This window comes from Pseudomonas sp. KB_15 (assembly GCF_052114525.1).
Taxonomy (GTDB): Bacteria; Pseudomonadota; Gammaproteobacteria; order Pseudomonadales; family Pseudomonadaceae; genus Aquipseudomonas.
The window spans coordinates 354,962-369,420 of record NZ_JBFREX010000002.1 but is presented as its reverse complement, the minus strand read 5'-3'; the positions used below and the strand labels follow the sequence as shown (position 1 = coordinate 369,420).

17 protein-coding genes are annotated in these 14,459 nt (G+C 60.4%); 11 read left to right on the top strand and 6 right to left on the bottom strand.

Annotation, left to right across the window (positions count from 1 at the left end):
* Positions 1-29: 29 nt before the first annotated feature.
* Positions 30-434, bottom strand: coding sequence for an acetyl-CoA sensor PanZ family protein (locus tag AB4Z35_RS04055; protein ID WP_442096096.1), 405 nt, complete (start codon positions 432-434; stop codon positions 30-32).
* Between the two features lie 233 nt (positions 435-667).
* Between AB4Z35_RS04055 and AB4Z35_RS04050 the strand changes: the two genes are divergently transcribed.
* The 7 genes from AB4Z35_RS04050 to AB4Z35_RS04020 all read left to right on the top strand — a co-directional run bounded on the left by AB4Z35_RS04050 (position 668) and on the right by AB4Z35_RS04020 (position 6,480).
* Complete coding sequence (locus tag AB4Z35_RS04050) at positions 668-2,332, top strand: OFA family MFS transporter (RefSeq protein ID WP_442096095.1); 1,665 nt, start codon at positions 668-670, stop codon at positions 2,330-2,332.
* 263 nt (positions 2,333-2,595) lie between these two features.
* On the top strand, positions 2,596-3,189 hold the full coding sequence (gene hisB / locus AB4Z35_RS04045) for an imidazoleglycerol-phosphate dehydratase HisB (protein ID WP_007939452.1): 594 nt from the start codon (positions 2,596-2,598) through the stop codon (positions 3,187-3,189).
* Positions 3,189-3,827 (top strand): imidazole glycerol phosphate synthase subunit HisH, encoded by a 639-nt coding sequence (hisH, locus tag AB4Z35_RS04040; RefSeq protein ID WP_007989198.1) that lies wholly within the window; start codon positions 3,189-3,191, stop codon positions 3,825-3,827. Before hisB ends, hisH begins: the two co-directional genes overlap by 1 nt.
* Complete coding sequence (locus AB4Z35_RS04035) at positions 3,828-4,085, top strand: DUF2164 domain-containing protein (RefSeq protein ID WP_007989200.1); 258 nt, start codon at positions 3,828-3,830, stop codon at positions 4,083-4,085.
* A 42-nt stretch (positions 4,086-4,127) separates the two neighbouring features.
* A complete protein-coding gene (hisA, locus tag AB4Z35_RS04030) occupies positions 4,128-4,865 on the top strand; it encodes a 1-(5-phosphoribosyl)-5-[(5-phosphoribosylamino)methylideneamino]imidazole-4-carboxamide isomerase (protein ID WP_007972753.1) in 738 nt (245 codons plus the stop codon).
* Between the two features lie 10 nt (positions 4,866-4,875).
* The gene (gene hisF / locus AB4Z35_RS04025) at positions 4,876-5,646 is read left to right on the top strand and encodes an imidazole glycerol phosphate synthase subunit HisF (protein WP_007972752.1); all 771 of its coding nucleotides are present in this window, start codon (positions 4,876-4,878) and stop codon (positions 5,644-5,646) included.
* Between the two features lie 78 nt (positions 5,647-5,724).
* Positions 5,725-6,480, top strand: a complete 756-nt coding sequence (locus tag AB4Z35_RS04020; protein ID WP_442096094.1) for a substrate-binding periplasmic protein — start codon at positions 5,725-5,727, stop codon at positions 6,478-6,480.
* A 151-nt stretch (positions 6,481-6,631) separates the two neighbouring features.
* On the opposite strand, the gene AB4Z35_RS04015 is transcribed toward AB4Z35_RS04020, so the two are convergent.
* From AB4Z35_RS04015 to gpmI, 4 genes are all read right to left on the bottom strand, one after another.
* Positions 6,632-7,408: a divergent polysaccharide deacetylase family protein gene (locus tag AB4Z35_RS04015; protein WP_442096093.1), complete on the bottom strand. Its 777-nt coding sequence runs from the start codon at positions 7,406-7,408 to the stop codon at positions 6,632-6,634.
* 1 nt (position 7,409) lies between these two features.
* Entirely contained in the window at positions 7,410-8,729 is a 1,320-nt protein-coding gene (locus AB4Z35_RS04010) for a S41 family peptidase (protein WP_008018959.1), read from the bottom strand.
* 31 nt (positions 8,730-8,760) lie between these two features.
* Complete coding sequence (locus AB4Z35_RS04005) at positions 8,761-10,056, bottom strand: murein hydrolase activator EnvC family protein (protein ID WP_442096092.1); 1,296 nt, start codon at positions 10,054-10,056, stop codon at positions 8,761-8,763.
* 241 nt (positions 10,057-10,297) lie between these two features.
* Positions 10,298-11,827: a 2,3-bisphosphoglycerate-independent phosphoglycerate mutase gene (gene gpmI / locus AB4Z35_RS04000; protein ID WP_015093081.1), complete on the bottom strand. Its 1,530-nt coding sequence runs from the start codon at positions 11,825-11,827 to the stop codon at positions 10,298-10,300.
* A gap of 151 nt (positions 11,828-11,978) precedes the next feature.
* Between gpmI and AB4Z35_RS03995 the strand changes: the two genes are divergently transcribed.
* Genes AB4Z35_RS03995 through secB form a run of 3 tightly spaced genes read left to right on the top strand, consistent with a single transcriptional unit; the run spans position 11,979 to position 13,190 of the window.
* The gene (locus tag AB4Z35_RS03995; protein WP_008002917.1) at positions 11,979-12,392 is read left to right on the top strand and encodes a rhodanese-like domain-containing protein; all 414 of its coding nucleotides are present in this window, start codon (positions 11,979-11,981) and stop codon (positions 12,390-12,392) included.
* A 1-nt stretch (position 12,393) separates the two neighbouring features.
* Positions 12,394-12,648: a glutaredoxin 3 gene (gene grxC, locus AB4Z35_RS03990; protein ID WP_008047737.1), complete on the top strand. Its 255-nt coding sequence runs from the start codon at positions 12,394-12,396 to the stop codon at positions 12,646-12,648.
* Positions 12,649-12,704: 56 nt separating this feature from the next.
* Positions 12,705-13,190, top strand: a complete 486-nt coding sequence (gene secB, locus AB4Z35_RS03985; RefSeq protein WP_007972740.1) for a protein-export chaperone SecB — start codon at positions 12,705-12,707, stop codon at positions 13,188-13,190.
* 116 nt (positions 13,191-13,306) lie between these two features.
* Here secB and trmL read toward each other — a convergent pair whose 3' ends face one another.
* Positions 13,307-13,762 (bottom strand): tRNA (uridine(34)/cytosine(34)/5-carboxymethylaminomethyluridine(34)-2'-O)-methyltransferase TrmL, encoded by a 456-nt coding sequence (trmL, locus tag AB4Z35_RS03980; RefSeq protein WP_007989218.1) that lies wholly within the window; start codon positions 13,760-13,762, stop codon positions 13,307-13,309.
* On the opposite strand from trmL, the gene AB4Z35_RS03975 reads away from it, so the two are divergent.
* The gene (locus AB4Z35_RS03975; RefSeq protein ID WP_033052685.1) at positions 13,761-14,201 is read left to right on the top strand and encodes a hypothetical protein; all 441 of its coding nucleotides are present in this window, start codon (positions 13,761-13,763) and stop codon (positions 14,199-14,201) included. The two genes, trmL and AB4Z35_RS03975, sit on opposite strands and share 2 nt — an antisense overlap.
* Positions 14,202-14,459: the final 258 nt, after the last annotated feature.

The window sequence follows — 14,459 nt, the reverse complement described above, 5'->3', positions numbered from 1 at the left end:
GCGCTCCGGAACGGACGACCGGTCAGTGATCACGCCGGCAGTACATCCAGCGGCAGTTTCAGCTTGGCGGCCAGTGCCTGAGCCTCCAGATGCCCGGCAGGCGCGAGCAGGCGCAGGGTCATGCCCGATTGCGCGGCCATTTTTTGGGCTTCGGCAACCAGTCGCTCGGCAACACCACGGCGACGGGTAATTTTTCGCACACAAATTTGTGACAAGTGCCAGGCGTCCTGGTGCCTTTGCAAGCGGGCCGCGCCCAGCAGGCGATCATTGAAGCGACCGACGATCAGTGTGCCGTCGCGCAAACAGTCTTCGATCAACTGCGCGGCCCCGGAAAAAGGGGCGAACAGCCAGTCCGGGGCGTCGCAGTAGATCTTCTGCAGATCCTGCCGATCCTGGGCAGTGGCTTGGTTCAGCGGCTCGACAATGATCGGCATGGTGATTCCTGTGAGGTCATGAAGTGATAGAGATCAGATGACGTACAAAAGGTGATGTCAGTTTGGTTTTTCTGTCACTTGCAGATGGTAACCTTTGCCCGTTCGTCCGTCCTTCTGCGACCTGTTGTCGCACAACAAGGTGCTCCACCGAAAAAAAACGGTCATGTCTGCGTGCATAAAGGCCGGGAGTTAACTGTGGCTGGCGAACCATACTGATAATTGGGGGATACACAATGACCACGAGCATCACGGCGGACGGCTTCGGCGCCGACCAGCCTGCGTTCCTGTCCAAGGAGCGGATCATCGCCAAGCCCGGTTTCAACCGTTGGCTGGTGCCGCCGGCCGCGCTGGCCATCCACTTGTGCATCGGCATGGCTTACGGCTTTTCGGTGTTCTGGTTGCCGCTGTCAAAGGCGTTGGGCATCACGGCTCCAGTGGCCTGCGCGCCAGACATGAGTTTTATCGCACAGGTCTTTTCATCCCAGTGTGACTGGCCGATCTCGATGCTCGGCTGGATCTACACCCTGTTCTTCATCTTCCTGGGTTGCTCGGCCGCCATCTGGGGCGGCTGGCTGGAACATGCCGGGCCGCGCAAGGCTGGCGTAGTGTCGGCATTGTGCTGGTGCGGCGGTCTGCTGATTTCGGCGCTGGGGGTGTATACCCACCAGATCTGGCTGATGTGGATCGGCTCCGGGGTCATCGGCGGTATCGGCCTGGGCCTGGGCTACATCTCGCCGGTGTCGACCCTGATCAAGTGGTTCCCGGACAAGCGCGGTATGGCCACCGGCATGGCGATCATGGGCTTCGGCGGCGGCGCAATGGTCGGCGCTCCACTGGCTGCGGCGCTGATGGGGCATTTCGCTTCGCCAACCAGCGTCGGCGTCTGGCAGAGCTTCCTGGTGATGGCCGCGATCTACTTCGTGTTCATGATCGGTGGCGCGCTGTCCTACCGCGTTCCGCCAACCGGCTGGAAACCGGAAGGCTGGACGGCTCCGGCGAAAAAAGCCTCGAACGCGATGATCACCCATCGTCATGTTCACGTGAATGTGGCCTGGAAAACGCCGCAGTTCCGTCTGGTGTGGCTGGTGCTGTGTCTGAACGTATCGGCCGGTATCGGCATCCTCGGCATGGCGTCGCCGCTGTTGCAGGAAGTGTTCGGTGGCAAGTTGCTGGGCAATGACCTGGCGTTCGGCCAACTCGACGCTTCGCAACTGGCTTCGATTGCCGCCATCGCTGCCGGTTTCACCGGATTGCTCAGTCTGTTCAACATCGGTGGCCGATTCTTCTGGGCTTCGTTCTCGGATTATCTGGGCCGTAAAAACACCTATTTCGTGTTCTTTGCCCTGGGCTTTGCCCTGTACGGACTGATTCCGAACCTCGGTCATCTGGGCAGCGTTGCGCTGTTCGTGGCGGCGTTCTGCGTCATCCTGTCGATGTACGGCGGCGGTTTCGCGACGGTTCCGGCGTATCTGGCGGACCTGTTCGGTACGCAAATGGTCGGTGCGATTCACGGCCGTCTGCTGACGGCGTGGGCTGCTGCCGGTGTACTCGGTCCGGTGCTGGTGAACTACCTGCGTGAGTATCAGCTGAGCATCGGCGTCGAGCGTGCGGCGGCTTACGACATCACCCTGTACATCCTCGCCGGCCTGCTGGTGCTGGGTTTCCTGTGCAACCTGCTGGTGCGTCCGGTGGCGGACAAATACTTCATGACCGACGCCGAACTGGCCGCCGAACAGGCGCTGGGCCATGACAAAGGCGCTGACAGCAGCACCGTACTGGAGTGGAAAGCCGCGCCGGGCACCACGCCGCTGGCGATTGCCGCGTGGCTGGTGGTGGGCATTCCGCTGGCGTGGGGTGTGTGGGTGACCCTGCAGAAGACGGCGGTACTCTTCCACTAAGTAAAACGCATAGCCCCTGTAGGAGCGAGCCTGCTCGCGATAGCGGTCTGACAGTCGACAGATATGTCGAATGTGAGGGCTTCATCGCGAGCAAGCTCGCTCCCACAGTTGTTTTGTAGTGTGCCAAATGGCTTGTATGGACATGTCTATCGCCGACACCCCCGGATTCACTCCGTCAGGGATATCACCTCTCGTGTTTCTGTTTGGCGCCCGCAAGCCTATAATGGCTGCCTTTTTCGCCCAATGATTTTGCGGAGCTGGTGATGGCCGAACGTATGGCGTCTGTCGAGCGCGACACTCTGGAAACCCAGATCAAAGCCTCGATCAACCTCGATGGCACCGGAAAGGCCCGATTCGATATCGGTGTACCTTTTCTTGAGCACATGCTGGACCAGATCGCCCGTCACGGGCTGATCGACCTGGATATTGTCAGCAAGGGCGACCTGCATATCGATGACCACCACACGGTGGAAGACGTCGGTATCACCCTCGGCCAGGCCTTCACCAAAGCCATCGGCGACAAGAAAGGCATCCGTCGCTACGGCCACGCCTACGTGCCGCTCGATGAAGCGCTGTCGCGCGTGGTGATCGATTTCTCCGGCCGTCCCGGCCTGCAGATGCATGTTCCATACACCCGTGCCACCGTCGGCGGCTTCGACGTTGACCTGTTCCAGGAATTCTTCCAGGGCTTCGTCAACCACGCCAACGTCACCTTGCACATCGACAATCTGCGTGGGCATAACACCCACCACCAGATCGAAACCGTGTTCAAGGCTTTCGGCCGCGCCCTGCGCATGGCCGTCGAGCTCGATGACCGCATGGCCGGGCAAATGCCTTCGACCAAAGGCGTCCTGTAATGCAGACAGTCGCGGTTATCGATTACGGCATGGGCAACCTGCACTCGGTGGCCAAGGCCCTCGAGCACGTGGGTGCCGGCAAGGTGCTGATCACCAGCGATGCCAACGTGATCCGCGAGGCCGACCGGGTGGTTTTCCCTGGTGTTGGCGCCATTCGCGATTGCATGGCGGAGATCCGTCGCCTCGGTTTCGATTCGCTGGTGCGTGAAGTCAGCCAGGACCGTCCGTTCCTTGGCATCTGCGTGGGCATGCAAGCCTTGCTCGACACCAGCGAAGAGAACGACGGCGTCGACTGCATTGGCCTGTTCCCGGGCCAGGTGAAGTTCTTCGGCAAGGATCTGGTCGAGGACGGTGAGCACCTGAAAGTGCCGCACATGGGCTGGAACGAAGTGAAGCAGAAGGTCAGTCACCCGCTGTGGCACGACATTCCGGACCTGGCGCGGTTCTACTTCGTGCACAGCTACTACATCGCTGCCGCCAACGCGCGGCAGGTGGTGGGTGGCGGTCACTACGGTGTCGATTTCGCCGCGGCGCTGGCCGAAGGCTCGCGTTTCGCCGTGCAGTTCCACCCGGAGAAAAGCCATACCCATGGCCTGCAGTTGCTGCAGAACTTCGCTGCGTGGGACGGTCGCTGGTAAATGGCCGTCAAGAAGAAACCGCCGATCCTGACCCTCACTCCCGAGCAGGAGAGCGAGGCCAATCGCAAGATCAAGCGTTTCATGGAAGACCGCTTCGAACTCGACCTCGGCTCGTTCGAGGCGGCTGAGATTCTTGAGCTGTTTACCCGTGAAATTGCTCCGCACTATTACAACAGGGCGATTTTCGATGTGCAGGCGCACCTCAAAGAGAGGTTCGAAAGCATCGAAAGCGACTTGTGGGCGCTCGAAAAAAACTGATTTTCGAGCCAAGCTGAACATTCAATTCTGAAGGTTTGCCAGATGCTGATTATTCCCGCTATCGATCTTAAAGACGGTGCCTGTGTTCGTCTGCGCCAGGGCCGCATGGAAGATTCCACGGTGTTCTCCGATGACCCGGTGAGCATGGCTGCCAAGTGGGTGGAGGGCGGTTGCCGCCGTCTGCATCTGGTCGACCTGAACGGCGCCTTCGAAGGCCAGCCGGTCAACGGTGAAGTGGTTACTGCCATCGCCAAGCGCTACCCGAACCTGCCGATCCAGATCGGCGGCGGTATCCGCTCCCTGGAAACCATCGAGCACTATGTGAAAGCGGGCGTGAGCTACGTGATCATCGGCACCAAGGCCGTGAAAGATCCGGCCTTCGTTGCCGAAGCCTGCCGCGCCTTCCCGGGCAAGGTGATTGTTGGCCTGGACGCCAAGGACGGTTTCGTCGCCACCGACGGCTGGGCTGAAATCAGCACCATTCAGGTGATCGACCTGGCCAAACAGTTCGAAGCCGACGGCGTGTCCGCCATCGTTTATACCGACATCGCCAAAGACGGCATGATGCAGGGCTGCAACGTGCCGTTCACCGCGGCGTTGGCTGCGGCGACAAAGATCCCGGTGATCGCTTCCGGCGGCATCCACAACCTGGGTGACATCAAGACCCTGCTCGACGCCAAGGCACCGGGCATCATTGGCGCCATTACCGGCCGTGCGATTTACGAAGGCACCCTCGATGTCGCTGAAGCGCAAGCTTTCTGCGATTCGTACAAAGGCTGAGGAAACGACCATGGCCCTGGCCAAACGCATCATCCCTTGCCTGGACGTGGACAACGGCCGGGTGGTCAAGGGTGTGAAATTCGAAAACATCCGCGACGCCGGTGACCCGGTGGAAATCGCCCGTCGCTACGACGAGCAAGGCGCCGACGAGATTACCTTTCTCGACATCACTGCCAGCGTCGACGGCCGCGACACTACGCTGCACACCGTCGAGCGCATGGCCAGCCAGGTGTTCATCCCGCTGACCGTGGGCGGTGGCGTGCGTACCGTGCAGGACATTCGCAACCTGCTCAATGCCGGCGCGGACAAGGTCTCGATCAACACCGCAGCGGTGTTCAACCCTGAGTTCGTCGGCGAAGCGGCGCAGCATTTCGGTTCGCAATGCATCGTGGTCGCGATCGACGCGAAAAAGGTTTCCGGGCCGGGCGAAACCCCGCGCTGGGAAATCTTCACCCACGGTGGACGCAAGCCAACCGGTCTCGACGCTGTCGAATGGGCGAAGAAAATGGAAGGTCTGGGTGCCGGTGAGATCCTGCTGACCAGCATGGACCAGGACGGCATGAAAAACGGTTTCGACCTGGGAGTCACCCGCGCCATCAGCGACGCGCTGGGCATTCCGGTGATCGCTTCCGGTGGCGTCGGCAATCTGCAGCACCTGGCTGACGGCATTATCGAAGGCCACGCCAGCGCTGTACTGGCGGCGAGTATTTTCCACTTCGGCGAATACACGGTGCAAGAAGCGAAGGCTTATATGGCTCATCGCGGAATTGTGATGCGCTGAACAAACCAATGCAGGCCAGTGGACATCATGGCGTGCCCAAGGCACTCTTGGGTACGCCATGGATTTCGGTAGCCAGACATGCTTAAGTGCTTTCTTCTAGCCCTCGCCAGTGCTTCTCTGTTGTTCATCAGCGGAGCGCAAGCAGCAGACCGTCCCGATACCGATCTGGTGTTGCTGACGGAAAACTTCCCGCCGTACAACATGGCAAAGAATGGCAAGAATTTCGCGCAGGACGAAAACATCAATGGCATCGCCACGGACATCGTCCGCGAGATTTTCAAGCGCGCCAACATTACCTACAGCCTGACGCTGCGCTTTCCTTGGGAGCGGGTCTACAAACTCGCACTCGAAAACCCCGGATACGGCGCATTCGTCATGGCGCGGTTGCCGGATCGCGAGAAGCTATTCAAATGGGTCGGCCCAATTGGTCCGGACGACTGGATCATGCTGGCCAAGGCTGACAGCAAGATCACCCTCGAAACCTTGAATGACGCGCGCAAATACAAAGTCGGCGCCTACAAGGGCGATGCGATCGCCGAGACCCTCGCCAGGCAAGGGCTCAATCCGGTCGTCGTACTGCGCGATCAGGACAACGCGAAGAAACTGGTCAACGGCCAGATCGATCTGTGGGCCACCGGCGATCCGGCCGGGCGCTACCTGGCGCGCCAGGAGGGGGTTATCGGGTTGAAAACCGTACTGCGTTTCAACAGCGCTGAACTGTACCTGGCACTGAACAAGGACGTGCCGGACGAGACGGTGGCCAAGCTCCAGGCGGCGCTGGATCAGATGCGCAAGGAAGGTGTGGTGGACGAGATTATGGGGCGGTATCTCTAGGATTCAACATCAACCCCTTTAGCCACCATGCCCGGACCACTGTGGGAGCGAGCTTGCTCGCGATGACGGTCTGACAGTTGATAGAGATGTTGAAAGTGATGACGCCATCGCGAGCAAGCTCGCTCCCACAGGTGTTTTAAGTGACAGCAGGTTAGCGGTACACCCCATCCTTGCCATGCGCTGCGGTTGCCCGATTGCCGCGCTCGCTGATCATCTGTTTGATATCAATCCACTCGATCCCCTGGCCCCTGAGCTTGGGCAATTCGCGTTCCAGCACCGAAAGTGTCTGTGGATACGGATGCCCGATCATCACCACTGAGCCCTGCCTGTGCGCAAGGCTGATCGCTATCTGCAACTGAGTGAAGATCGCAGCTTCAGTACGCTCATCGTCGAGGAACACGTCCCGCGAAACGCTGGCCAGACCGATCTTCTGCGCTTCGGCAGCGGCCACGGTCCGGGCGCTGGTGCGGCTGTCGACGAAGAACTTGTGCCGTCGTTGCAAGTCCGCCATCAACCAGGCCATCGCCGCTGGTTGCGCGGTCATGCGGCTACCCATGTGATTGTTGATGCCGCTGGTGTACGGGACCATTTTGAACGCGGCGTTCAGGCGCTTTTCCAGCTCATCAACCGGCAGCTCGGGATGCCAGGCGAACGGTCCGGTGGCCGGATCCATGGGCATGTGCAGGATGACGATCTTGCCGGCGCTATGGGCTTCGCGGGCAAATTCGGTGGCGTGGGGCGTGTCGGGCATGATCGCCGTGGTCACCGGGCCGGGCAGGGCCAGCACGCGACGATCCCGGGGCAGGTTCTGCCCCAGGTCATCGATGATCAGACTCAGGTAGGCTTTGTGGGGCGTCGATCCGGCGGGTTCTGCGTGAGCAACACCCGCCAGACAACACAGCAGACCGATCAGCAACCGCAGAAGCATCTCAGCGGCCGGATGTGATGCTCAACCCTTTGAGCAGGCTCAGGGCCTGGGCCAGTTGGTAATCGTCGTCCTGCGGCATAGGTTTGGCTTTGCCGCTGGAGCCGGTCGGTTTGTCGGCGCCGCCGTTGCCATTGCCCAGGTGACCTTGCAGATCGGCTTCCTTGAAGTAGTCGCCGTCCTGTTCGCTGGTAATCTTGGCCTTGCGTACTTCGATGTCCGGCACGATGCCCTGGGCCTGGATCGAGCGGCCGTTCGGCGTGTAGTACAACGCTGTGGTGATCTTCAAGGCGCGTTCATTGTTCAGCGGCAGCACGGTTTGCACCGAGCCCTTGCCGAAACTAGTGGTGCCCATCAGCACGGCGCGTTTCTGATCCTGCAGGGCGCCGGCGACAATTTCCGAAGCCGAGGCGCTGCCGCCGTTGATCAGCACGACCATTGGCACGGCTTCGCTTTCGTCCTTGCCGGTGGCGGAGAAGCGCAGCTCCGAATTGGCGATGCGGCCCTTGGTGTAGACGATCAGGCCCTTGGTGATGAAGTGATCGACCACTTCCACCGCTGCCTGCAACACGCCACCCGGGTTGTTGCGCAGGTCGAGGATGATGCCTTTGAGCTTCTTGCCGTTGTCCTTGCGCAGCTTGGCCAGGGCCTTGGAAACCTCTTCGCCGGTCTTGACCTGGAACTGGGTGATGCGGATGTAGCCGTAGCCGGATTCCAGCAACTGGCTCTTCACGCTCTTCACTTGAATGACGGCGCGGGCCAGGGTCACGTCGAACGGCGTGCCGCCGTCGCGCACCAGAGTCAGGGTGATTTTCTGGCCGATCTTGCCGCGCATCTTGTCCACGGCTTCGGTCATGCTCTGGCCACGGGTGGGCTGGCCGTTGATCTTGACGATGAAGTCGCCGGCCTGAATGCCGGCCTTGGAAGCCGGAGTGTCGTCAATCGGCGACACCACTTTGATGAAGCCGTCTTCGGCACCGACTTCGATGCCCAGGCCGCCGAATTCGCCACTGGTGCTTTCCTGCAACTCGGCGAAATCTTCAGGGCCGAGGTAAGCCGAATGCGGGTCGAGGTTGCTGAGCATGCCCTTGATGGCGTTTTCCAGCAGGGTCTTGTCGTCCACCGGTTCGACATAAGCGGCCTTGATCCGGTCCATCACCTCGGCAAAGGTGCGCAACTCGTCCAGCGGCAGTGGCGCCTTGGTGGTCGCAGCAGTGCCCGCAGGCGCAACCGCCGGGGCTGGTTGAGCGGCAAACGCCAGAGGCGCGCCGATCACCAGGGCGATCGTCAGGGCCAGCGAGGTAAGGCGGGACAAATGCAGCATGTCGAACGAACTCCTGAATTAGGCGACGCGCTTATCCTTGCGCGTGACACCATTGCGCCGGGTCACTCGGGTGACCCTGCTGACGAATTGCGAAATACAGCGCTGGTGTGTCCTGCCCGCCACTGTTACCGACAGTGGAAATAGGTTCACCGGCTTTTACAACGTCACCCGCAGACTTGAGCAGCGTCTGGTTATGACCGTACAGACTCAAGTACCCGTTGCCGTGGTCGAGAATCACCAGCAGCCCGGCGCCGCGCAACCAGTCGGCGAACACCACGCGACCACCGTGCACGGCATGTACCGCACTGCCGGCAGACGCGCCGATCATCACGCCATCCCACTTGGTCCGGGCATCGTCGCCACGGTTTTCACCGAAGCGCGCCAACAGTCGACCATCGACAGGCCAGGGAAGTTTGCCGCGGGTTGATACAAACGGACCGCCAAAGGTCTCGCCGGAGCTGGAAACCAGTGCGCCAGGTGTCGACTTGACCGGTTTGCGCGGGGCATCGTCGCTGGCATCTGCCAACGCCTGGGCCTCACGTAAACGCTTTTTTTCGGCTTCCTGCTGGGCAATCAGCGCTTTTTGCCGCGCTTCTTCTGCCTCACGGGCCTGGCGGGCCAGGGTTTCCTCAATGGTTTTAAGGACTTTAGACAGGTCTGCCTGATCCTGCTCGCGTGCCGCCAGCTTCTGATCGCGAGCCTTTACGTCGTCATTGAGTTTGGCCAGGACTTGCTGGCGCTCCTTGCGGACTTTCTCGAGCTCGTCACGCTGGGTGTCGAGGCTGCTTTGCTGCACCAGCAGTTGCGCCTGCTGCATGGCGATGTCTTTCTCGACATTGGACAGTTGGCGCAGGGTTTCGTTGAAATTCTTCAACTGCACCAGGCGAGCCTGGCTCAGGTAGTCGTAATAGGTGAGGGTACGGGCGAATCTTTCCGGATTCTGCTGGTTGAGCAGCAGCTTGAGGTATTCCTGGCGACCGTTCTGGTAGGCCGCCCGGGCCTGAATGGCGATCAGTCGTTGCTGTTCAGTGCGCGCGCTCTGGAGTTTTTTTTTCTCCGCATCGAGCCGCTGCAACTCGGCTTCGCTTTTTTTCAGCTCTTTCTGCAGGGCTTCGACCTGCTTCTCGAGCTTGCCCATTTCGGTTTCGGTGCCCTTGAGCTCTTTCTGCACACCGGATTTTTCTTCCTGCAGCTTGCCCAGCAGTTTCTTCAGCTCGGCAATGTCCTGACGCGTGGCGTCCAACTGTTGTTGGGTATCTGCGCGCTCGTCAGCAAAGGCCGGTTGGAGCAGGCAAGTCAGGGCTAGGGCTATCAGGACGCGAAGCATAGGGGCGGGCGGCACCAGGGAAAGGGACGGCCTAGTATGCCCGCCATGGGCGGCAAAAAAAATGCCCATTTCTGACTGTGTGATAACTGGAGCGAAGTTGCCCTTGAAAACACCCCAAAACCATTGTGGGAGCGAGCCTGCTCGCGATGGCGTCCTGACATTCAACGGGTTAGTTGGCTGTCAGATTGCTATCGCGAGCAGGCTCGCTCCCACAGGGTACTGGGGTGTTTGAGCGGCCCGGTTACACCAGAATCGAAGTCCCGGTCATTTCCGCCGGTTGTTCCAGGCCCAGCAACTTCAGCATGGTGGGTGCCACGTCCGCCAGCACGCCGCCTTCGCGGACTTTCAAGTCGCGCTTGCCGACATAGATGAACGGCACCGGCTCGGTGGTGTGCGCAGTGTGCGCCTGGCCAGTGGTTTCATCGGACATTTGCTCGACGTTGCCGTGGTCGGCGGTGATCAAGGCTTCGCCGCCGACTTTTTCCAGGGCATCGACGATGCGGCCCACGCACAGGTCCAGGCATTCAACAGCCTTGACCGCCGCTTCGAACACACCGCTGTGACCGACCATGTCGCCGTTGGCGTAGTTGACCACGATCACGTCGTAACGCTGGTTTTCGATGGCGTCGACGATGCGGTCGGTGACTTCCGGTGCACTCATTTCCGGCTGCAAGTCATAGGTAGCGACTTTCGGCGACGGAATCAGAATGCGTTCTTCGCCCGGGAACGGTTCTTCGCGACCGCCGGAGAAGAAGAAGGTCACGTGGGCATATTTTTCGGTTTCGGCAATACGCAGCTGGGTCTTGCCGTTTTTCGCCAGGTAGTCGCCCAGCACGTTTTCCAGGCTGCCGGCAGCGAAAGCCGACGGCGCAGGGATGCTGGCGGCGTATTGGGTCAGCATGACGAAACCGGCCAGTTTCGGCTGGCGGGCACGCTCGAACTCACTGAAGTTGTCTTCGACGAACACGCGGGTCAGCTCGCGGGCGCGGTCGGCGCGGAAGTTCATGAACACCACGGCATCGCCGTCTTCGACTTTTACCGGCTCACCGATGGAGGTGGCTTTGACGAATTCGTCGCTCTCGCCGCGCTCGTATGCCGCTTGCAGGCCTTCCTGAGCGGTGGCAGCGTTGAATTCGCCCTGGCCATCGACAATCAGGTTGTAGGCCTGGGACACACGGTCCCAACGGTTGTCGCGGTCCATGGCGTAGTAACGGCCGATCAGGCTGGCGATCCGGCCTTTGCCCAGGGCCTGGAAGGTTGCATCGAGCAGTTCGATCGACGATTGCGCACTTTTCGGCGGGGTATCGCGACCGTCGAGGAAAGCGTGCAGGTAGATGTTTTGAGCGCCGCGCTTGAACGCCAGCTCGGCCATGGCGACGAGGTGATCCTGGTGGCTATGCACGCCGCCATCGGACAGCAGGCCCATGAAATGCACGGCTTTGCCGGCGGCGACAGCTTTGTCCACGGCGGCGCAGATGGTCGGGTTCTCGAAGAACTCGCCGTCGCGGATCGATTTGGTGACGCGGGTGAAGTCCTGATACACCACGCGGCCGGCGCCCAGGTTCATGTGGCCGACTTCGGAGTTGCCCATCTGGCCATCCGGCAGGCCGACGTCCATGCCGCTGCCCGAGATCAGGCCGTTCGGCACGGTGGCCCACAGACGATCCAGTACAGGCTTCTTCGCCGCGAAAATGGCATTGGATTCGGGGTTGTCGCTGTGACCGAAGCCGTCGAGAATCATCAGGACCAAAGGTTTAGGCGTGGTAGTCATGGAATCCGCTCTGGCTCGTTAAAAAGGGGCGATGGAAAAGGGAGTCGCAGTTTAAAGCGAAGTTCCGGCCGCGTCACCGCCGGACGGGGTTTGGCCCACCATAGTGGCTGTGTATACTGGCCGACATTTTAACGCCCTGGAACCTCCTTCGATGGTTGCTCACCTGATTGAATTCGCCACTAACCACTACATTCTCGTCGGTATCTTCGTCGTACTGCTGGCGTTGCTGATTGCCTATCAAATGCAGGGCGGCGGCCGTAGCCTGAGCACCGGCGAACTGACCGGCCTGGTCAACAAGGACGCTGGCGTGGTGATCGACATTCGTCCGAGCAAGGATTTCGCCGCCGGTCACATTGTCGGTGCGGTGAACATTCCCCAGGACAAACTGGCCGCCCGCGTTGGCGAACTGGAAAAGCACAAGGCCAAGACCATCATCCTGGTCGACGCCATGGGCCAGACCGCCGGCACCCACGCCCGCGAATTGATGAAATCCGGCTTCACCGCCGCCAAGCTGTCCGGCGGTATCTCCAGCTGGAAAGCCGACAATCTGCCGCTGGTGAAGTGATATGAGTAGCGTCGTCGTCTATTCCAGCGATTACTGCCCTTACTGCTCGCGAGCCAAATACCTGCTCGAGAACAAAGGCGTGGCCTTCGAAGAGATCAAGGTCGATGGCAAGCCGCAGGTGCGCGCCGCGATGGCCCAGAAAGCCGGACGTACGTCCGTGCCGCAAATCTGGATCGGCAGCACCCACGTGGGCGGTTGTGATGATTTGTTCGCCCTGGAGCGCGCGGGCAAGCTCGACGCGCTGCTCAGGGCCTGACGGCAAAACCCCAAACAAGCAAACCTAAAAGAACCCTGGATCAAGAAGGATCTGCGATGACTGACCAACAGAACACTGCTGCGAACGAAGAAGAAACTGCACCGCAATTCTCCTTGCAGCGCATTTATGTGCGTGACCTGTCCTTCGAAGCTCCGAAAAGCCCGGCGATCTTCCGCCAGCAGTGGGAGCCGAGCGTCGCCCTGGATCTGAACACCCGTCAAAAGACGCTGGAATCCGACTTCCACGAAGTCGTGCTGACTTTGTCGGTGACCGTGAAAAACGGTGACGAAGTGGCGTTCATCGCCGAAGTGCAGCAGGCCGGGATCTTCCTGATCAAGAATCTGGATGACGCTTCGATGAGCCACACCCTGGGTGCGTTCTGCCCGAACATCCTGTTCCCGTACGCTCGCGAAACCCTGGACAGCCTGGTGACCCGCGGTTCGTTCCCGGCACTGATGCTGGCTCCGGTGAACTTCGATGCGCTGTACGCGCAAGAACTGCAACGCATGCAGGCTGCCGGCGAGACTCCAACCGTTCAGTAAAAGCGTTTCAATACTGTGGGAGCGAGCTTGCTCGCGATGAGGTCATCAGTTTCAACGTCAATGTTGACTGAAGCACCGCCATCGCGAGCAAGCTCGCTCCCACATTTTTTTGGGTGTTATTTGAAGCCGTTTTGGCGCCAGGCTTCGTAAACCGCCACTGCGACAGTGTTCGACAGGTTCAGGCTACGGCAGCCTTCGCGCATCGGCAGGCGCAGGCGTTGTTCGGCGGGCAGGGCATCAAGCACCTCGGCCGGCAGGCCACGGCTTTCCGGGCCGAACAGGAACGCGTCGCCCGGGGCGAAGCTGGCATCGTGGAACGGCCGCGAGCCTTTGGTGGTGAACGCGAACACCCGCGGGTGACCGAGGCTTTCCAGGCAGCTGGCCAGGTCCGCATGGCGTTGCAGGGTGGCATACTCGTGGTAGTCGAGACCGGCCCGGCGCAGGCGCTTGTCGTCCATCTCGAAGCCCAGCGGCTCGATCAAATGCAGGTGGCAGCCACTGTTGGCGCACAGCCTGATAACGTTGCCGGTATTCGGCGGAATTTCTGGTTGGAAAAGGATGACGTGAAACATGCACGGCTCCGAAGGTAAAGATGACGCGCATTCTACGCCGCCAGAAGGCGTGCGTTCGAAACTATTCCTGCGGGTAATGGGCTCGCTGGCGATTGTCGGGATGATGGTCGGGATGATGATCGGTCGCCTGACCGCGCCAGACCCCAGTCAGTTGCAGCAGGTTGAAGTGACAAGCGATGGACTGGTGGTGTGGTTCAACAACGAGCCCGAGACCCATGGCGAAATGGTGGACGGCAGTGTCGCGCTGCTGTTTGGCGCCGAGGGCAAGGCGCAGAAAGGCCAGCTCAAGCTCGGCGGCAAGGACGTGAACTGGCGGGTACGTTTGAGCGATGGGGGGTTGTTGCTGACACTGGTGGCGGCCCGGCCCCTGCAGGGCGAGTGGGCCGGTAGCGAGGTCGATGACCGCTGGCGGCTGGAGATCCATCTCCGGGAGCAATAAAAGAGGGAATCCCCGGCCTGCCTGTACCAAGGTTCCCGAAACGGGAGGCTCGTCGCGAGTGCGGTATGAGCCTGGTGTAAAGAAGGAACCCCTGACCTGCCTGTATCAAGGGCCCCAAAACGGTCGGGCTCGTCGCGGGTGCGGTGTGAGCCCGGTGTAAAGAGGGGAATCCCCGGCCTGCCTGTACCAAGGTCCCCGAAACCGGGTAGGTGAACTGATTCACTTGAAAGGGTTATTGCAGGGGGCGTGCCAGGTTTT